This is a genomic window from Alcaligenes sp. YSL9, from assembly GCF_030515105.1.
In the GTDB taxonomy this organism is placed as follows: Bacteria; Pseudomonadota; Gammaproteobacteria; order Burkholderiales; family Burkholderiaceae_B; genus Alcaligenes; species Alcaligenes phenolicus.
In genome coordinates, this window is record NZ_JALXJU010000001.1 from 847,853 (window position 1) to 865,548 (window position 17,696).

The window sequence follows — 17,696 nt, forward strand, 5'->3', positions numbered from 1 at the left end:
AAGAAAGAATCCTACAGCGTCATCTTGAAACCCTTGTGGCTGGCCGTGAAACCCAGTTGCTCATAAAACCGATGTGCATCGATACGAGCCATATCCGAGGTAAGCTGCACAAGATGACAATTGCGTGCACGGCATTGTTCGATGGCCCACTGAATCATCAAACGCCCCAAACCCGTACCACGGGCTGCGCTGGCAATACGTACAGACTCAATCTCCCCACGCCACGCGCCCTGGTGCGACAGGCCTGGCATATACGTGATCTGCAAAGTGCCCACAACCGTGCCATCCAGCTCTACAACGGCCAGATACTGATTGGGGTCCGCTTCTATCGCCTCAAAAGCGTCCAGATAGGACTGAGCCAAAGGCAGGCTGGTGTTTTCCCGTTTCTGGCCCAAAATATCGTCGGCCAACATGGCTACGATGGCCTCCAGATCCGCTGCCACAGCACGACGAAAAACAGGTGTCGACGTCACTTCAAACTCCTCAATAAAGCGAAATGGATCTGAAATTATGCCTCCCGGAGCTGACGAAACCGTGACTAGCCCTTCATTCCGATTGCGTATTCTCGGTAATTGCGGGATCGGCCGGAGTCTTTTGCGCTTCCAGCCATGCTAGCCAGGACGCCTGCAGGCGCCAGGCACTGGCTGCACCGGGGGCATAACCCATAATTTCTTCGATCTCAGGCAAGGAAAAACCTCGTTCGATCAAACCCGCCCCAAAGGTATTGCGCAGACGCTGAGGCGTCATCACCAGATCCATCTGCTTGATGCCCCATTTGCTGACAATGCGAGCCAGCGTGGCCGGATTCATTTGTGCCTGGGGTCGGGCAGCGCTGATTTGACGAGAGCCGGGGAAAACGCGGCTGTCCTTGGCCCAAGCTGAAGCGTCCTCTGCACCACTGAAAATCAGCCAGCTACGCAATATGGCTTCGCACCATATGGGGGCTACGACCTCGCGCTTGGCCGCTCCAGTCAATTTCAGCAGGATAGTTCCATCGCGCCATTGCGTGGTGTGCTCCTCATCTGCTTCGTCCGACTCCACCGGGTCGGCCCTGCGTTGGGCCACTCCGATAGCTGAAGGGTGCAACTGCCCCAACTCCACCGGCCGCAAGCCTGTGCCCAGCATCACAGCCACAATCGTCATATCACGATATTCACGCCAACGGGCGGCAATGGTCATATCACTGGCCAACTCCAGGACACGCCATCGATTTTGCAATGCCTTGATGGTGGCAGAGCATTGATCTACAGAAAGAAATTGGGTGGCCTGGTTGTCAGGGGCCTGGCGCCAGCTTTCCTTGAAGGGGTCGTTGATGGCGGGGGCCAGTGCAGGATTTTCGGAGCGTCCATCCTGGCGGCATAGTTCTTCATAAGCACGGGCGATTACTTGTTGATAGCGTTCACGCTGCGGGCGGCGCACTTCGTCCAGATTGCTCAAAAAGTTCCGTATATCCACAGGCTTGATCTGGGTGTACTGCTTTTTATGATCCTGAAGTGCCTGCAAGAAGCGCCGCCACAAGGTGCGATACACCCGCTGCGTGCTGGGTGCCATGGGTGGGCGTTGATGCTGCAACCAGGTATCAAACAAGGCCTCCGCCGAAATGTCGGCGGCCTGCGAGCCTAAAATAGGCAGATCAAACTGCCCTTCTTCTCTTGTAGACCGTTTTTTCATTTCGCACCCATCTTTTCCGTTAATTGCATTTTATTGGGGAATCAGTCTGTATGGCAAGGTCTAACTCGACGCTAAGGGGAAGCGAATAAAGGAGAAACAGGAAGGTTCTTGGAAAGCATGTTCGTCTCATGCTAATGCGTACAATGCTACAGCCTGACAACCTTTGCGAGCTACGCCACGATGAAGTACCTGGTCACCACCCCACATCGCTCTGAGTATCCAAATCCCTTAGTCCTGAAAAAAGGCGACTTTCTTATAGTTGGGGAACGGTATCAAGGCCCGGAAGACTGGCATAACTGGATTTACTGCTCTACTCAGGAACACCCTGGAGGATGGGTGCCCGAACAAATTATCGAGCGCCTGCCCGATGCTGGGACCGGTCGCGCCCTGCAAGACTACAGCGCGCTGGAAATGAATGTGGATGAAGGCGATCGGGTTCAAGGAGAGAAAATCCTGAATGGCTGGTGCTGGTGCCAGCGCCCCCGGGATGGCGCCCTGGGCTGGGTGCCTATCAGCCACCTCTCTCCCCTGCTTGCTGAAACCTGATTGCTGGCAGCGAGACTGGCAGCAACAGCAGCACCAGGGCAACGCTTTGCAACAATACAAGTGACAACGGCCGCATCGTTACGGCTACTTGCCAAGCACAGTTCGCTGCTTGCGTCCCAAGCTCTCAATCATGCAAAGCTGCACTATTGAACCGGGCTATCTGTACAGATTCTGATGAACCCAGCCCTTATTGGTCAGAATCATTCGTGCCTGCCCCTCGACTTCCTGGGCCGTCAACGCGCGCAGATCCTCGTAGGTATCCTGAACCGCGCTATCTTTGATCCAGCCCGCCGCATCGGCCAGATGATAGACATAACTCACCTGACTGACGGTAAACCCACCTGCGCTGGCCGGTTCGGTAAAGTAATTGATACGGTCCAGAACCAGGCGGCCTGTACAAAATGCATCATGCTCGCCCTGCGACTGTTCGGAGCTGGAACGACGCAAATAGGTGTCTGCATTGGCATCCAGCTCGTAGCGCGGTGCCTCTTCCTTTCCTACCTGACGCAACAAACCTACCTTGGCCAAGGCAGCCAGACGAGCTCGATCTTCCACAATCAAGGGGGAATCGTGCTCGGCCTGATAGGGATACACACGTCCAGGCACTCCTACACACAAGCCGTCTCGCGTATCCAGATAGCTCTGGATTGCCGTGCTGAAATTTTCCTCATTGGCCTTTTTCGAGTCCTGGCATCCTGCCAACAAACCGGCTACCACGACGACCAACGCTGTTTTCCACATAGAGACTTCCTTGCTTGCGAGCTGAAAAAAGGAGTTTAGCCCGCCCCCACCCCACCCTGAAAGCCTTGTCACACGCTGCAAGAAAATAGTCATCTTGCAAGAGATGCACGACCAATACCCCCCAATATTGCATTACTGCATTGCAAAATCTGGTCTTTTACGATGCTTACAAACAGGTTAAAGTTTCTTGGCTTCGTAAATGAAAGGCATTATCAATGAGCATCACCCCTGTTCCAGTGAATCGCCAACGCTACACCCGAGTCGCACGCATCTTGCATTGGCTGATGGCACTGGCCCTGACCGCCTTGGTGACCGTGGGCTACACCATGAAAACCTTGCCCCTGTCCCCTTTGAAACTGCAAGTCTATTCCTGGCACAAATGGGCCGGTATTTCCTTGCTGGTACTGGTGATCCTGCGCCTGCTCTGGCGTTTGTTCAACCGCCCCCCTGCTCTGCCCCCTGGTATGTCTGTTTTCAGCCGGGCTCTGGCCCACTGTGGTCATGCCGCGTTGTACCTGTTGATGATTGGTATTCCCCTGACAGGCTGGCTGATGAGTTCTGCCAAAGGCTTTCAGACGGTGTGGTTTGGCGTGATCCCCCTGCCCGATCTGGTTTCCAAAGATAAACCTTTGGGCGAGCTGCTGGTCCAAGTCCACATCTTTTTGAATTACGCCCTGATTGCCATGGTCAGCCTGCATGTTCTGGCGGCCTTGAAGCATCAGTTCATAGACCGTGACGGCTTGCTTGGCCGCATCACCTTTACTTTAGGCAAAGCCAAATCATGAAAAAATCTGTCTTCGTGTCCCTGCTGATCGGCTCTCTGGGCCTGAGCACCAGTCTGGCCGTCAATGCCAAGAACTACCAGGCTCTGGACACCCAAAATAGCGAAATCGGCTTTCAGTATTCCCAGATGGGTGTGAAGCTGGATGGTCAGTTCCGTAAATTTGAAGGCGAACTGAACTTCAACCCCGACGCCCTGGATCAGTCCAAGGTGGTCTTGAAGGTCGCGCTGGATAGCGTTGATACCGGCTCAGAAGAAGCCGATGATGAATTGCAAGACGTGCGCTGGTTCGATATTGACGCGCATCCCCAGGCCGTTTTCAGCTCCAAGAGTTTCCGCGCTGTCAGCGACCAGCAATATGAAGTGCAAGGCACGCTGCAGATCAAAGGCCGTGAGCAACCCGTCACTGTCATGGCGACCATGGCTCCCGAAGGCGACAAAGCCACTTTTAGCGGTGCCTTTGAAATCAAGCGTGGCGATTTTTCTATCGGTGAAGGCTCCTGGTCCAGCTACGACATCGTGGCCAACGAGATCACCGTCAACTTCAAGATTGATGCCAAGTAAGCAGACGCATCAGCGCCCCCTCCCTCTCCCTGCACAACAAGGATTACACCCTCATGATCAAGCCAGTGATTGCCCTGTCCGCCAGTTTTCTGTTTGCTTTTGCCGCTCAGGCAGCGCCGGTGACCTATCAGGTTGAACCCAGCCACACCTTCGTGCACTTCAGCTACAAGCACTTGGGCCTGAGCACGCAAAGCCAGCGCTTTGACAAGGCACAAGGCACCGTTACCCTGGACCAGGAAGCCAAGACCGGCAGCATCGACATGAAAGTCGACACCCGTTCGGTCAGCACCGGCTTTCCCCTGTTCAACGAACACATCCAGGGCAAGGATCACTTCGACACCGAGCAGTTCCCCGAAGCAACTTTTGTGTCCAAGGACATTCAGTTCGACGGTGACAAGCCTGTGTCCGCCAAGGGCGATCTGACCATCAAGGGCATTACCAAGCCCGTGACCATGACCATTGAGTCCTTCCTGACCATGCCCAAGCACCCCATGATGAACAAACCCGCCCTGGGCGCGGACGGCAAGATCGAGATCAAGCGTAGCGAGTTTGGCATGGCCGCCAACGTGCCTTACGTCGGTGATGAAGTCACTATCCGTATTGCGCTGGAAGCCATTGCCCAGTAATAGCGAAGCACTCGCTACTCAGGAAGTCTGTTTAAAGGATTTCCTGAACCACTTCCAGGGGACGCGCCAGACGCGTCCCTTTTTCTGTCACCACGATAGGACGGTTCAACAAAACAGGATTAGCTTCAATCGCTGCCAGCAAGTCCTCATCGCTCAGATCGGGATTACCCAGGTTCAGCTCGCTGTAAACAGCCTCTTTGCTGCGCATGGCCTCGCGTACCGTCAAGCCCGTTGCCGCAATCAGAGTTTTGAGTTCGCTGCGCGACAAGGGTGTTTTCAGGTACTCGATGATCTCGGGTTCCAGACCTTTTTCACGCATCATGGCCAGGGCATTACGCGAAGTGCTGCAGCGCGGATTATGATAGATTTTGCTCATGACAGTCTTTGACTTCCTATAAACCGTATTCAGGCGAACAATAGTAGCCCAGCGCCGCCGGATACGTCATCTGGGTAGCTTGCTGCAGACAGGCCAGCGTCTTCACTTAGCCAGGAGAACACATGATCGACCTGTATTACTGGACCACTCCCAACGGACATAAAGTCACGATGTTTCTGGAAGAGTCCGGTCTGCCTTACACCATCCACCCCATCAATATTGGCCAAGGCGATCAATTCAAACCTGAATTCCTGCGTATCGCCCCCAATAATCGCATTCCCGCCATTGTGGACCAGGCTCCGCAAGACGGTGGCGAACCTATCTCCCTGTTCGAGTCCGGCGCCATTCTGCAATATCTGGCAGAAAAAACCGGCCAGTTCCTGTCGACCGATTTGCGAGTGCGTACCGAAACCTTGCAGTGGCTGTACTGGCAAATGGGTGGCCTGGGCCCCATGGCAGGCCAGAACCACCATTTCAATGTCTATGCCCCCGTCAAAATCGAGTACGCCATCGACCGCTATGTGCGTGAGACTGGCCGTCTCTACGGCGTGCTGAACAAACATCTGGAGCAGCGCGACTTTATTGCTGGGGACTACTCCATTGCCGATATGGCCAGCTACCCCTGGATTGTCTCCCACCAGCGCCAAAGCCAGAACCTGGACGACTTCCCGCATCTGAAGCGTTGGTTTGAGCGTATTAGTGCGCGTCCCGCAACTGAGCGTGCCTATGCCTTGGTCGAACAGATCAACCCCGGCTCGCCCGTCCATGACGACAAGGCCCGTCAAATCCTCTTTGGCCAAGATTCCAAAACCATCCGATAGGACTACGATCCCATGACCTTACAGCGCCCCTATCAGCTGCTGCTTATTGGCCTGACAGCCATGGCTCTGTCTGCGTGTTCCAGCACGCCCAGCAATATTTCCCTGATTCCAACGCAAACCCAGGATCAGACTGAAAAAGATGGCGTTTTTACCCAGCCCTTGGACTACAAGCACGTCAAGCCAGGCTGTACCGGTGAATGCCCGCGCCTGGAAGTGAAATCTCTGATTTTCCCCGGCAATGCCGAGCTGACCAAGCTGGTCGATGAAAGCCTGGCTCATATGACGGTTATCTCTGACCGCCATCCTGGCTATCGCGGTTTGAAGGAATTCGAGAACTACTACTGGGCTACCGCCAATAATCGTGACGAAGTGCATTTATCCGCCCGTACGCGCTACCGAAACCGGGACCTGACGGTCGTCGAGCTAAGCTCGGGCATCTACATGACGGGTGCGGCTCACGGCATTACAGCAACCCAGTTCATCAACTGGGACAATCGCCTGAAGACCGCTTTGCCTCTGGACCGCATTATTGCCCCCGGCAAGATCAAGCCTTTCCAGGAACTGGTACGCCAAGCGCACAACAACTGGGTTTCCAGCCTGAGTGAGGCACGTGAAGACCGAGCCGGTTGGGACAGAATGTGGCCCTTCCAGCCCGCCCAGAACATTGCTCTGACCGATCAGGGCTTGCTGGTGAAGTACAACCCGTACGAGGTCGCCCCGTATTCCTTCGGTCAGCCAGAGCTATTGCTGCCCTATTCGGAACTGCGTGGCATTCTGCGTCCTGACTACCTGCCCGCCAATTAGGCGTTTGGGTCACCGTAAATAGACAGGCAGCCTATATCAGGCTGCCTGTTAATAAAAACAGTATTTTTTTGTGCGCTACTCAAAGCCCGGCACCTTTAGCCATACATGCTGGAGCCGCGCCCGCCCTTAGCGTCCGATCATCCCCTCTTCCAAGCTCCCCTACCACCATGTCTGATAACTTGTTCCGCTTTCACGACCTGTTTGCTCAACTGGGTCTGCCCAACACCCCCGAGGCGATTGCCAGCTTTCTGGAAAAACACCGCCCTTTGCCTAATGACGTACTGCTGGCTGACGCTCCCTTCTGGAACGAGTCTCAAGCCGAGTTCATTCGGGAAAAACGACTCCAGGATTCCCCGGAATGGATCCAGATCATTGACCAGTTAAGCGAGGCCCTGCGTCAAACGACTGGCGTGGTGAATCTGTCCGGCCCTTGCCGCGTTCTGGCTTTATCAGGCAGCCTGCGCCAAAGCTCCTTCAACACCGCTTTGGCACACGCCGCTCAAGCCCTGGCTCCCCAAGGCATGGCGATTGAAGTCGCCACCCTACACGGCATCCCCCTGTATGACGGCGATCTCGAAAGCAAGGACGGCATTCCAGAAGCCGTACTGGCCTTGAAAGAAAAGATCCTGAACGCCGATGCTCTCTTGCTGGTTACCCCGGAATACAACAATGGCGTACCCGGCGTATTCAAGAACGGAATCGACTGGCTGTCTCGCACAGACATGAAAGCCATCTTCTCGGGCCGTATCACCGGGCTGATTGGCGCTTCCATGGGGGGCTTTGGCACGATCTCCTCCCAGGCAGCCTGGTTACCTACGCTGAAAATGCTGGGTGTGTCCCTGTACAGCGGCGGCTCGTTGCTGGTATCTCGTGCGCAGAATTCCTTTGATGCGGAAGGCAAACTGCAAGATGAGAATATCCAGAAAATGCTCAGCAACTACCTGCAAGGTTTCCAGACCTTTGTGCATGCCTCCCATATGGCCAAGGCGCAAGAAAAGGGCAATTAAGCGGCAATAGATAACAAGGGTTTTGGTTTCCTGCCTGTAGAAATACTGAGTCACCACAGCTGCGAACGCAGTGCAGGACGTCAGTATCACTACAACCATTCCCGATTATTGCCGTAACAAAAAAGGAGCCCTCAAGGCTCCTTTTTACATCCTGCCCCCAGACTTAAGGCTGTACAGGCTTGTCGAAACGATCCAGGTCAAAATAGCGACTGGTACTGCTGGACGAAGCAGGTTTCGAACTGGAGCTGTCTGCTGCAGGAGCTGGCTCGGGCTCTACCGTCACCGTGTGCACCCGATTCAGATCAGGCTGCTCTACCCGCTCTGGCACTCCATAAGTCTGTACCGCTCCACCGGAGTAAGTCCCCGCTGCGGCTGGTGCAGCGGCCGCTTTACGAGCGACAGCTTGATCCAGATAACTGGCCAATTGTTCATGATTGGCTGAACGCGCCCAGTCTGCCGGACTCAAACCTTGGGCATTTTGCATACTCGGATCCGCTCCGGCAGCCAATAGCACATCCACCACCGCCCGTTTACCCGACAAAGCCGCCATCATCAAGGGGCTGGTTCCGTCTGGTGCAGGTGCATTCACAATCGCTTTCTGAGACAGCAGATAGCGCACCGTCTCTTCATGTCCTTTGGAAGCGGCATAGTGCAAAGGTGACCAGCCCACCCGATTCACCTGCCCCCCTCGTGCTTGCAGATCACGCAAACGAGCGGTCTCCCCCATCAGGGCCAGATACATCATGGGAGTTTCGCGGGCCTCGTTCTCGATGTTCACATTGGTTTGACGGTTAGCCAGCAAAGTGTCCACCACTTTCCAGGACTTGTTGCGGATCGCCAGCATCAAGGAAGGATTGCCCTTGGAATCGACTGCGTTGGGGCTCGCCCCCTTGATGAACTCCTGCTCGATGATGTTGGGTCGGTCATTTTCCAGCGCCAAATACCAATTTCGGCTTTCAAGCTCCGGTTCCTGCGCCGACACAGGGGCTGACAGCAGAAAAGCCAAAGGAAGCACCACGGAAAGGATGGTTTTATTGGGTATTTTTCTTTTAAAAATCATGCTATTAAATCCTTTTCATAAAGTGCTTTATCAGGTTATGAAAGTACAGGTAGATGCCGCTTCAGAAATTGCTTCTCTCTATCCAAGCAGGAAGCATTTAACTATAAACAGGTTTAAGAATAATCAATAAATCTTTGATTACTAACAAAAATTGAATATTTTAAGTGAATCCCAACCATGCCCGAAAGACGGAGAAAATACCATAAAATTCTATTTTTATGCTTAAAATCAAATAGTTAAATCATCTTCTTAAAGTTTTAAATCACCTTTAAGCCGCCCTTGCGCAAGATCCTGAGTCTTGGCCCAAACAGTCACAAAAGCCTCATCAAAACCTCTAAACCAGATTAACTTAAATCTGTACCTTGCTGAATAATTTGAAAAAATTCTCTGCACTAGCCTCTTCCACTTCCTTCACCGAGATCCCACGAAGCTCCGCAATCTTCTCAGCCACATGAATGACCAGGGAAGGATTATTGGTTTTGCCTCGATACGGCACAGGAGCCAAAAACGGCGAGTCCGTTTCGATCAACAAACGATCCAGCGGCACGCGTTGCGCCACATCCTGCAGCTGGGTAGCGTTCTTGAAGGTCACAATCCCGGAGAAGGAAATGTAGAAATTCAGATCCAAGGCCGCTTGTGCCACTTCCCAGGTTTCAGTGAAACAGTGCATCACGCCCCCGGCAATCTGCGCCTGCTCTTCACGCATGATGGCAATGGTGTCCTCACTGGCCGAGCGAGTATGGATGATCAAAGGCAGGCCCGACTCGCGACTGGCGCGGATGTGGGTGCGGAAACGCTCACGCTGCCAATCCAGGGGCTCTTGCAAACGGTAATAGTCCAGACCCGTTTCGCCAATAGCCACCACTTTGGGATCTTGAGCATGTTTGATCAGCTCCTGGACGGTAGGCTCGGTGACTTTCTCATAATCCGGATGCACGCCAACCGAGGCAAACAAATGGCCGTGGGGACGCACCAGCTCCATCAAACCGGGCCAGTCGTCCATATCCACGCTGACCACCAGCGCACAGCCCACCTGGTTCTGGCGCATCTTGTCCAGGATGTCGTCCAGATTTTCAGCAAGTTCAGGGAAATTAAGATGGCAATGCGAATCAACAAACATGATTAGACGGTACTTTTTTAAACACGACGACATGCCTGGTGCAAACGGTCCAGGGCATGATGAATAAACAATTTAGCATTGAGCGGATGATTCCCCAGCCGCTTTTGCTGCACCAGCCACTTCAGAGCTTCCGTCACCGCTGTGGTGTTGGATTGGGCTGCCAAGGCATCAATGCGCTTTTGCAGGGAAGGATAGTAACGCGCCGGTTGGGCAAAACCACCCAGCTGAATATCGACAAACAAGCGTTGCCAATGGTCAATCCACTCTTGAGCAGGCAGTTTTTCCAGCGTATCGGCCAAGGACAAATCCGCCTCACGGCCTGCTTTCAATACCCCATCCATCCAGACGCTTAACCAATCGGGGCACGGCGCATTCATATCCTGGCTGGCGCTTAACGCTTTTAGTGGGGCACCACCCCAGGCAGCCAACCAGTCCGAGGCTTGATCCACCCCTTGTTGCTCCAGCCATTGCACCGATTGCTGAGCATCAGGTGCGGGCAAAGGCAAACGGCGGCAACGCGATACCAGTGTAGGCAACAGCCGATCTGGCGCATCGGCTACCAGCAGAAAAACCGTGCGGTCCGCAGGTTCTTCCAGCACCTTCAGCAAGGCATTGGCCGATACCAGATTCAGAGCCTGAGCCGGATAGAGCACCGCCACTCGCCACCCGCCTCTATGAGTGGCCGTATTGAACCAGTGCTGCAACTGCCGTAATTGCTCCACCCGGATTTCCCGGGAAGGATTTTTGCGGGCAGCCGACTCTTTGGCCAAGTCCCCTTCCTGGGTGTCTGGCCCCTGCTCTTCCAGCGCAACCGCATCCGGGCGCAGCAGGCGCAAGTCCGGGTGATTTCCCCCCCGCACCCACTGACAGGCCTGACAGTGGCCACAAGCCAGACCCTGCACCGGCTGGTCGCACAATAAACTGGCGGCGGCCGCGCGGGCGAATTGCGTCTTGCCGATGCCCGGCAGACCGTGGATCAGCCAGGCATGGGCAAAACGCTCCTGATTGCCCAGCCAATTTTTGGCGGTCGCGATTTGCCAAGGTAGAAAAGTCAAACTATCAGACACCGTATTGCCTCAAGGTTGCACATCAAAAGGCCTGATTCACGCAGGAAAGACCAGGCAATCGCCCCCGCTTGAACAGCTCAGCGCACATTGTAATATGAACCGGTAAAATGCCTGCTCCACTACCAAGGATGATGAAGTGAGCTTATTGATCGGGCTGGCCGCCAAAGCGCGTTCAGGCAAAGATACCGTCGCCAATCTACTACTGGCACAAAACCCTTTATTGGCCGCCTATGCCTTGGCCGACCCCGTGAAAATGGGCTGTGAAGTGCTGTTTGGTCTAAGTCCGGCTCAAGCTTGGACAGACGACAGCCTGAAAGAAGTGCCTATTGCCCTGTGGCAGCGCTCCCCCAGACAGTGTTTCCAGCTACTGGGAACAGACTGGATGCGCCAGCGCGATCCCGATCATTGGCTACGCCGCGCCCAACATGTGCTGGAGTTTGGACCGGGCTCCCCCCTTGCCAGGAGCATTCAGGACTACTCGGTCTGGGCGCTGGCTCTGGCCGCGATTTACGGCATGGTGCCTGAGCACCTGGATGATGAGCGGGCGGATCATGTGGATGCCTTTTGGGGTTTGAGTCCGCGTCAGGCGGCCGAACATCTACGCAATCAGGTTCTGGCCGAATACCCGGATTACGAGCAGCGTCGCCAAACCTTGCCCCTGTTCCTGCCCAGCCACCAGCTTCCTGATATGAGTCAGGCCCGTTGTCTGCTGATTAAAGACATTCGTTACGAAAACGAGGCCAATTTCATCCGTGAACATGGTGGAGAGATCTGGCATATCGAACGCCCTGGCAATCCAGTGATCAGCCAGCACTCTTCCGAATGGGGTGTAGAACGCGCCCCCCAGGACTATCTGATTCGCAATGACGCAGGCTTGGAAGAACTGGCCAGCAAGGTCCATGATTTGTGGACGGGCTTCACGCAACGGCACGGCTTGAAGCTTTGACTCCCTGGCCTTGGATAGCGCTCAGCCATACAAGTGTCACCAAACCGCCCCCAAAAAACATTCAGGCCCCTGATAGGGCCTGAATGGTTTAGCGTTTCAGAATATATTTGGCGACGGCTCGGTTATGTGCAGCCAGATTCGTCGAGAACTCGCTGGTTCCATCGCCACGCGATACAAAATAATAGAAATTATGCTTTTCGGGATGCAAAGTCGCCATCAAGGAAGCCTTGCCAGGACTGGCTATCGGCGTGGGAGGCAATCCATTGCGCGTGTAAGTGTTCCAAGGGGTATCCGTCGTCAAATCGCGCTTGCGAATACGGCCGTCATAGGCTGAACCCATGCCATAAATAACCGTTGGGTCTGTCTGCAATGGCATGCCTACGCGCAAACGGTTCATGAACACCCCGGCTACACGCGCTCGATCCTGACTGTGGCCCGTCTCACGCTCCACGATGGAAGCCATGATCAAGGCCTCATATGGCGTCTTCAAGGGCAAATCCGCATCCCGGTCCGCCCATAGCTGTTCCAGCAGTTCCTGCTGAGCCTGAAACCCGCGCCGCAGGATATCCACATCTGCCGTACCCGGTACAAAAACGTAGGTATCGGGATAGAACAGACCTTCAGGATGTACAGCGTCCAAGCCAAAACGCTGCAGCAAGTCTGCATCACTGATATCACTCAAGGTTTGGCGAACCTGGGGATTGCTCGCCAACGTCTCGCGAATGCGTTGATAGGTCCAGCCTTCAGGAATGGTCAGGCGGGTTTGCAGCATATTGCCGCTGGACATGCGCTCCATCACCATCCATGGCGTATCACCACGCACGGCCTCGTAAGCCCCCGCTTGCAAGGAGGTATCCAGGCCAGAGAGACGCGCCATCCAGACAAAAGCATCTTCCTGGATATCGATCCCGGCCTGCTGCATGCTGCGTGCAATCGCACGGGGGCCTGAGCCTGCAGGCACCACATAGTCGATGCGTTCGGCACTCATCGTCACGGGCTGTTTCTTGGCCCAATACCAGGCGCCACCCGCTATCACACAGGCAACGACCACCAGAAGGCCCAACAGGGCAGAGAAGATCTTGACAGTTTTTTTCATGCGAGCGCTATTGTAATCAGAATAAGGCGGCATATTCCTGAATATGTGTCACAGTCAAACACAGAAACCGGGACAGGCCCGCGCTACCGGATTGCGCTATCCAGCTCATGCCCTGATCCCAGCGGGGATATGCCCCTGAAACCGGCCTCACACACGGTATCATTGATGTTTAAATTTATTTTTTCGCTCAGCCATGACCGGAATGCCAGCCCCCTCCTCTTTCGCCCTGCCTGATTTGTGCGTCCTCCAGTTTCAGGGAGCCGATGCCGTGTCCTTTCTCCATGCTCAAGTCAGCAATGATTTGGAGCATCTGGCAGCCGACCGCGCCTGCATCGCGGCCTATTGCACCGCCAAAGGTCGCAGTTTGGCGACCATGGTCTTGTGGCGCGAACAGGACGAGACCGTCTATGCCCTGGTGCGCCGTGACCTGAGCGAGGCCCTGATCAAGCGCCTGCGCATGTTCGTGCTGCGCAGCAAAGTGACGATCAGTCTGGCCGAGTTGCAGGTTTACGGTGTGGCAGATCAATCCGCTGCCCAAGCGGTCTGGAATTTGCAGCGCGATGGTGACGACACCTTAATCCAAGCCCCCGGCGAGCTGGATGGCTTGAATCGCTACTGGCGGATTTCTCCCCAGCAGGACACGAACGCTCAGGCTTCTGAGGGCCGTTGGGAAACGGCGGATATTTTGGCGGGCTTGCCCTGGATCAGCGCCGACACGCAGGATCTGTTCATTCCCCAGACTCTGAACCTGGACCTGATCGACGGCATCAACTTCAAGAAAGGCTGCTATCCCGGCCAGGAAGTGGTGGCGCGCAGCCACTATCGAGGCACGATCAAGCGCCGCATGATGGCCGCCCGCAGCGCCATTCTGGACACGGCACCACAGGTGCAAGAAGCCGCCGATGTGCTCCTGGTCTCGCAAGGCGCAGAGCCGGTTGCGGCTGCGCGCATTATCAACCGCGCCTGGCAAGCCGAGCAGCAGCGTCTGTATGTCTTGATGGAAGTGGTACTGGCGGACCTGGAACAAGGCCAGTTTCAACTGGAGCAAGGACAGGCGCTGGAATTGCAGCCCCTGCCCTATGCTCTGCCAGAACTTAGCTCTTCTGACGGTACAAATTAAGAATGCTGGAGAAATCCAGCCCGGCATTCTGACCCTGTGCGGCATGCAAGGCGAACAGGTTACGGGCCAGTTCGCCTAACGGTGTCGCACTGTTTTGGCTCACGGCCGCATCGGCCGCCAAACCCAGATCTTTCAGCATCAGACCTGTTGCAAACCCACCCTGATAATCACGCGAAGCCGGTACATCCGGCATCACGCCAGGCCAGGGGTTGTACAGCTCGGTCGCCCAGTTACGGCCGGAGCTGCGCGCCATGATGGACGATAGCACTGCCGGGTCCAGACCGTGAGCAACGCCCAGAGCCAGGGCCTCGGCGGTACCCGCCATCAAAATCCCCAAGAGCATATTGTTGCAAATCTTGGCAACCTGGCCCGCACCGGCTTTACCAGCATGAAAAATGTTCTTGCCCATGGCTTCCAGGTAAGGACGCGCCTTTTCCAGCGCCGGATCCTCGCCCCCCACCATAAAGGTCAAGGTGCCGGCCATTGCGCCACCAGTACCACCGGAAACAGGCGCATCCAGCATCAACAGACCCAGCTTGGCCGCCTTGGCCGCCAGATCCTGGCTGGTTTGAGCATCAATCGTGCTGCAATCGACCAGCACTGTGCCGGGGGCCACGGCCTGCAACAAGCCGTTCTCGCCCTCGTAAACCTGACGAACGTGGCGGCCAGCAGGCAGCATGGTAAAGACCATCTGCGCGTCTTTGGCGATCTGCACCGCCGACTCGCCCACTTGCGCCCCCGCTGCCTGCAGCTCCTTCATGGCATCTGCATTCAGGTCAAAGACCTTCAGGCTATGGCCGGCTTTGAGCAGATTCAGCGCCATGGGTTTGCCCATATGGCCCAGCCCGATAAATGCAATCGTGTTACTCATTTTGTCTCCTCGTCATTATGAAAACGGCGCCGTCAGGCGCCGCAGCGGTCTGCCTGGATCACAGGTCAGCCAAGGGATGAGTCGTTTCTGCGGGCCAGGCGGGAACAAAAAAGCGTTCCACCCAGCGGGCATCAGCCTGTTCCAGCGAGGCCGGATTCCAGCGTGGCTGTTTGTCTTTATCAATCAGCAGTGCGCGTATGCCTTCCTGGAAGTCACCCTGTACGCCACATTGCAGCGACACAATGTATTCCAGGCGGAAGACATCAGCCAAAGACAGGTGGTGGACACGCTCCAGCAGTTCAAAGGACAAACGAGCCGAACCTGGAGCACCTTTGGCGAAGGTCTGTGCGGCACGGGACAGCCAGGGGTCGGCACTGTCCTGCCACTGCTGCAAAGCCTGTGTAATGCGTTCAAACTCGCGACTGGCGCAGACATCACGCAGCATGGCGTAGTTTTGCTCCAACGGGCCGGTATCGGGGCGAGCGCCCTCTGCCAGACCACGCAGGACCTGATGCACGCTGCTATCACGAGCGTCACGTTCATCAGACCAGTTCGTGGCTTGCAAGGCCTTGAGCAAGGCATCGAAATGCACCCGTGGCAAGTAGGCATCGGCCAAGCCCAGGAACAAGCAATCCGAGGCGTTGATTTGCGCGCCGCTCAGTGCCAGGAAATGGCCGATACCCGCAGGCAGATGTGACAGCATCCAGGTGCCACCCACATCGGGGAACAGGCCAATGGAGATCTCGGGCATGGCAAAACGCGTGGTATCAGTCACCACACGATGGCTGGCGCCGTTGAACAAGCCCACGCCCCCACCCATTACAATCCCGTCACCCCAGCACAGGATAGGTTTTGGGAAGGTGTGGATCAGATAATCCAGGCGGTATTCCACATCGAAGAATTCGCGGGCGTACTCGTTATCCCAGGCCGAACCACCCTGGTTCTTTTGCATGGAGGCATACAGCGAATGCAGATCGCCCCCGGCACACAGGGCCTTTTCGCCGGCACCATGCAACACGATCATGGCAATACTGGAATCCTGCGCCCATTCCTGAAACTGCTTGAACAGCAGCTGGCACATCTCCAAATTAAGCCCATTCAGGGCTTGCGGGCGGTTCAGCGTAGCAACACCAATCGCCTTTCCGTTCTGGCCGGGCAGGCGATCAAACAAAACAGAATCCGTCATCGAATATCAGCTCCAAGATCTATGATTTGTCGTGCAATGATGACACGCATGATCTCGTTTGTGCCTTCCAGAATCTGGTGCACCCGAGTATCGCGCACCAGTCGCTCAACAGGATAATCCTTCAGGTAACCATAACCGCCAAAGAGCTGTTGTGCATCCACGCAGGCCTGAAAACCCAGATCCGTGGCCATACGCTTTGCCATGGCGCAGTAGGTGCTGGCCTGACTGCTACCGGCGTCCAGGTGCGAAGCGGCCAGGCGCACCATTTGGCGGGCGGCAACCACGCTGGTCAGAATGTCGGACAACTTGAATTGCAGAGCCTGGAACTGGTCCAGATGCTTGCCGAACTGGCGGCGCTCCTGCATATATTGACGGGCAGCATCATAAGCACCCTGGGCGGCTCCTACCGAGCAGCAGGCAATATTGATGCGCCCACCGTCCAGGCCCTTCATGGCCAGTTTGAAGCCCTCGCCCTCCTGGCCCAGCATGGCCGAGGCAGGAACGCGTACGCGCTCAAAGGTAATGCCCCGTGTGGACTGACTATTCCAGCCCATCTTCAATTCTTTACGACCGTAAGTGATACCAGCGGCATCGGCAGGTACGGCAAAAGCGGAAATCCCCTTTGCGCCATCCCCTCCGGTACGAGCCATAACCACCAACAAGTCCGTGTCCCCGGCACCGGAAATAAAGGCTTTGCTGCCGCTGATCAGGTAGTCGTCACCATCACGCTCGGCACGTGTCCGCAGCGAGGCGGCATCCGAGCCCGCGCCCGGTTCGGTCAAACAGTAAGAGCCTAGTTTCTGGCCGCTGCTCAGCAGCTCGCCCCATTGGGATTTGACTTCGTCCGTACCCCAGGTGCCGACCATCCAGGTAACCATATTGTGGATAGTCAGAAATGCGGTGGTCGAGGGATCAACTGCCGCCATTTCTTCGAACACCAGGCTGGACTCCAGACGCCCCAGGCCCAGGCCGCCGATGGATTCCGGGGCATACAAGCCGCAAAAACCCAACTCGCCGGCTTTACGGAACGCCTCGATCGGGAAAATCTGTTCCTCATCCCAACGTGCCGCATGCGGTGCCAGTTCCCCTTGTGCAAACTCGCGAGCCGCTTGCGCAAAAGCGTTCTGATCGTCTGTCAGTATCATGTCTGTCTCCTTATTTTTACCCACCATAATGCGTGCCGCCCCCTTTAGTTGTCGTGCTGATGACAATCAGCCGTTTCATAGGGGGCAGTGCAAGGCAGGAGGCGACAGTCTAGCTGAAAGTAGCGGCCTGATGATCAGGCGCAGACGA

The 17,696-nt window shown here is 55.5% G+C and carries 20 protein-coding genes; 9 read left to right on the forward strand and 11 right to left on the reverse strand.

Annotation, left to right across the window (positions count from 1 at the left end; genetic code table 11):
• Positions 1–11 precede the first annotated feature (11 nt).
• Both M2Q46_RS03940 and M2Q46_RS03945 read right to left on the reverse strand, forming a co-directional pair.
• The gene (locus M2Q46_RS03940) at positions 12–473 is read right to left on the reverse strand and encodes a GNAT family N-acetyltransferase (RefSeq protein ID WP_035271679.1); all 462 of its coding nucleotides are present in this window, start codon (positions 471–473) and stop codon (positions 12–14) included.
• Between the two features lie 73 nt (positions 474–546).
• Entirely contained in the window at positions 547–1,671 is a 1,125-nt protein-coding gene (locus tag M2Q46_RS03945; protein ID WP_247966793.1) for a tyrosine recombinase XerC, read from the reverse strand.
• A gap of 180 nt (positions 1,672–1,851) precedes the next feature.
• On the opposite strand from M2Q46_RS03945, the gene M2Q46_RS03950 reads away from it, so the two are divergent.
• Complete coding sequence (locus M2Q46_RS03950; RefSeq protein WP_302356825.1) at positions 1,852–2,217, forward strand: SH3 domain-containing protein; 366 nt, start codon at positions 1,852–1,854, stop codon at positions 2,215–2,217.
• Positions 2,218–2,373: 156 nt separating this feature from the next.
• On the opposite strand, the gene M2Q46_RS03955 is transcribed toward M2Q46_RS03950, so the two are convergent.
• Positions 2,374–2,958 (reverse strand): hypothetical protein, encoded by a 585-nt coding sequence (locus M2Q46_RS03955; protein WP_035271683.1) that lies wholly within the window; start codon positions 2,956–2,958, stop codon positions 2,374–2,376.
• Positions 2,959–3,173: 215 nt separating this feature from the next.
• On the opposite strand from M2Q46_RS03955, the gene M2Q46_RS03960 reads away from it, so the two are divergent.
• The 3 genes from M2Q46_RS03960 to M2Q46_RS03970 are packed head-to-tail and all read left to right on the forward strand — an operon-like array spanning position 3,174 to position 4,929.
• Positions 3,174–3,743 carry a cytochrome b gene (locus M2Q46_RS03960; protein ID WP_035271685.1) on the forward strand — a complete coding sequence of 190 codons (570 nt, stop codon included), beginning with the start codon at positions 3,174–3,176 and terminating at the stop codon, positions 3,741–3,743.
• Positions 3,740–4,303: a YceI family protein gene (locus M2Q46_RS03965; protein ID WP_035271687.1), complete on the forward strand. Its 564-nt coding sequence runs from the start codon at positions 3,740–3,742 to the stop codon at positions 4,301–4,303. The genes M2Q46_RS03960 and M2Q46_RS03965 overlap by 4 nt, the downstream gene beginning before the upstream one ends.
• Positions 4,304–4,356: 53 nt before the next feature.
• Positions 4,357–4,929 (forward strand): YceI family protein, encoded by a 573-nt coding sequence (locus M2Q46_RS03970; RefSeq protein WP_009454094.1) that lies wholly within the window; start codon positions 4,357–4,359, stop codon positions 4,927–4,929.
• 31 nt (positions 4,930–4,960) lie between these two features.
• Here M2Q46_RS03970 and arsC read toward each other — a convergent pair whose 3' ends face one another.
• A complete protein-coding gene (gene arsC / locus M2Q46_RS03975) occupies positions 4,961–5,305 on the reverse strand; it encodes an arsenate reductase (glutaredoxin) (protein ID WP_035271689.1) in 345 nt (114 codons plus the stop codon).
• A 122-nt stretch (positions 5,306–5,427) separates the two neighbouring features.
• Between arsC and M2Q46_RS03980 the strand changes: the two genes are divergently transcribed.
• From M2Q46_RS03980 to M2Q46_RS03995, 3 genes are all read left to right on the forward strand, one after another.
• Complete coding sequence (locus tag M2Q46_RS03980) at positions 5,428–6,126, forward strand: glutathione binding-like protein (protein ID WP_035271693.1); 699 nt, start codon at positions 5,428–5,430, stop codon at positions 6,124–6,126.
• 12 nt (positions 6,127–6,138) lie between these two features.
• Positions 6,139–6,930: an RsiV family protein gene (locus M2Q46_RS03985; RefSeq protein ID WP_060185095.1), complete on the forward strand. Its 792-nt coding sequence runs from the start codon at positions 6,139–6,141 to the stop codon at positions 6,928–6,930.
• A gap of 167 nt (positions 6,931–7,097) precedes the next feature.
• A complete protein-coding gene (locus M2Q46_RS03995) occupies positions 7,098–7,937 on the forward strand; it encodes a DUF2789 family protein (protein ID WP_081055307.1) in 840 nt (279 codons plus the stop codon).
• A gap of 163 nt (positions 7,938–8,100) precedes the next feature.
• Here the strand turns inward: M2Q46_RS03995 and M2Q46_RS04000 are convergent, their stop codons facing one another.
• The 3 genes from M2Q46_RS04000 to holB all read right to left on the reverse strand — a co-directional run bounded on the left by M2Q46_RS04000 (position 8,101) and on the right by holB (position 11,172).
• Positions 8,101–8,997: an ankyrin repeat domain-containing protein gene (locus M2Q46_RS04000; protein WP_060185096.1), complete on the reverse strand. Its 897-nt coding sequence runs from the start codon at positions 8,995–8,997 to the stop codon at positions 8,101–8,103.
• Positions 8,998–9,346: 349 nt separating this feature from the next.
• A complete protein-coding gene (locus M2Q46_RS04005) occupies positions 9,347–10,117 on the reverse strand; it encodes a TatD family hydrolase (RefSeq protein WP_060185097.1) in 771 nt (256 codons plus the stop codon).
• A 17-nt stretch (positions 10,118–10,134) separates the two neighbouring features.
• Positions 10,135–11,172 (reverse strand): DNA polymerase III subunit delta', encoded by a 1,038-nt coding sequence (holB, locus tag M2Q46_RS04010; protein WP_081055325.1) that lies wholly within the window; start codon positions 11,170–11,172, stop codon positions 10,135–10,137.
• A gap of 148 nt (positions 11,173–11,320) precedes the next feature.
• Between holB and M2Q46_RS04015 the strand changes: the two genes are divergently transcribed.
• Positions 11,321–12,130: a deoxynucleotide monophosphate kinase gene (locus M2Q46_RS04015; RefSeq protein WP_035271701.1), complete on the forward strand. Its 810-nt coding sequence runs from the start codon at positions 11,321–11,323 to the stop codon at positions 12,128–12,130.
• Between the two features lie 88 nt (positions 12,131–12,218).
• Here the strand turns inward: M2Q46_RS04015 and mltG are convergent, their stop codons facing one another.
• Positions 12,219–13,226, reverse strand: coding sequence for an endolytic transglycosylase MltG (gene mltG, locus M2Q46_RS04020; protein ID WP_060185099.1), 1,008 nt, complete (start codon positions 13,224–13,226; stop codon positions 12,219–12,221).
• Positions 13,227–13,494: 268 nt separating this feature from the next.
• On the opposite strand from mltG, the gene M2Q46_RS04025 reads away from it, so the two are divergent.
• Positions 13,495–14,346: a folate-binding protein YgfZ gene (locus tag M2Q46_RS04025; protein ID WP_230940537.1), complete on the forward strand. Its 852-nt coding sequence runs from the start codon at positions 13,495–13,497 to the stop codon at positions 14,344–14,346.
• Here M2Q46_RS04025 and mmsB read toward each other — a convergent pair.
• Genes mmsB through M2Q46_RS04040 form a run of 3 tightly spaced genes read right to left on the reverse strand, consistent with a single transcriptional unit; the run spans position 14,321 to position 17,548 of the window.
• Positions 14,321–15,217, reverse strand: coding sequence for a 3-hydroxyisobutyrate dehydrogenase (gene mmsB, locus M2Q46_RS04030; RefSeq protein WP_083053492.1), 897 nt, complete (start codon positions 15,215–15,217; stop codon positions 14,321–14,323). The two genes, M2Q46_RS04025 and mmsB, sit on opposite strands and share 26 nt — an antisense overlap.
• A 58-nt stretch (positions 15,218–15,275) precedes the next feature.
• Positions 15,276–16,403: an enoyl-CoA hydratase/isomerase family protein gene (locus M2Q46_RS04035; protein ID WP_035271706.1), complete on the reverse strand. Its 1,128-nt coding sequence runs from the start codon at positions 16,401–16,403 to the stop codon at positions 15,276–15,278.
• Entirely contained in the window at positions 16,400–17,548 is a 1,149-nt protein-coding gene (locus M2Q46_RS04040; protein ID WP_021446562.1) for an acyl-CoA dehydrogenase family protein, read from the reverse strand. The genes M2Q46_RS04035 and M2Q46_RS04040 overlap by 4 nt, the downstream gene beginning before the upstream one ends.
• Positions 17,549–17,696: the final 148 nt, after the last annotated feature.

Coding starts and splice junctions, on each gene's coding strand:
- M2Q46_RS04035 (WP_035271706.1), bottom strand. CDS start 16,403: ATGACGGATTCTGTTTTGTTTGATCGCCTGCCCGGCCAGAACGGAAAG.
- M2Q46_RS04005 (WP_060185097.1), bottom strand. CDS start 10,117: ATGTTTGTTGATTCGCATTGCCATCTTAATTTCCCTGAACTTGCTGAA.
- M2Q46_RS03985 (WP_060185095.1), top strand. CDS start 6,139: ATGACCTTACAGCGCCCCTATCAGCTGCTGCTTATTGGCCTGACAGCC.
- M2Q46_RS03965 (WP_035271687.1), top strand. CDS start 3,740: ATGAAAAAATCTGTCTTCGTGTCCCTGCTGATCGGCTCTCTGGGCCTG.
- arsC (WP_035271689.1), bottom strand. CDS start 5,305: ATGAGCAAAATCTATCATAATCCGCGCTGCAGCACTTCGCGTAATGCC.
- M2Q46_RS03945 (WP_247966793.1), bottom strand. CDS start 1,671: ATGAAAAAACGGTCTACAAGAGAAGAAGGGCAGTTTGATCTGCCTATT.
- M2Q46_RS03970 (WP_009454094.1), top strand. CDS start 4,357: ATGATCAAGCCAGTGATTGCCCTGTCCGCCAGTTTTCTGTTTGCTTTT.
- M2Q46_RS04000 (WP_060185096.1), bottom strand. CDS start 8,997: ATGATTTTTAAAAGAAAAATACCCAATAAAACCATCCTTTCCGTGGTG.
- M2Q46_RS04040 (WP_021446562.1), bottom strand. CDS start 17,548: ATGATACTGACAGACGATCAGAACGCTTTTGCGCAAGCGGCTCGCGAG.
- M2Q46_RS03995 (WP_081055307.1), top strand. CDS start 7,098: ATGTCTGATAACTTGTTCCGCTTTCACGACCTGTTTGCTCAACTGGGT.
- M2Q46_RS03980 (WP_035271693.1), top strand. CDS start 5,428: ATGATCGACCTGTATTACTGGACCACTCCCAACGGACATAAAGTCACG.
- mmsB (WP_083053492.1), bottom strand. CDS start 15,217: ATGAGTAACACGATTGCATTTATCGGGCTGGGCCATATGGGCAAACCC.
- mltG (WP_060185099.1), bottom strand. CDS start 13,226: ATGAAAAAAACTGTCAAGATCTTCTCTGCCCTGTTGGGCCTTCTGGTG.
- M2Q46_RS03960 (WP_035271685.1), top strand. CDS start 3,174: ATGAGCATCACCCCTGTTCCAGTGAATCGCCAACGCTACACCCGAGTC.
- M2Q46_RS03955 (WP_035271683.1), bottom strand. CDS start 2,958: ATGTGGAAAACAGCGTTGGTCGTCGTGGTAGCCGGTTTGTTGGCAGGA.
- M2Q46_RS03950 (WP_302356825.1), top strand. CDS start 1,852: ATGAAGTACCTGGTCACCACCCCACATCGCTCTGAGTATCCAAATCCC.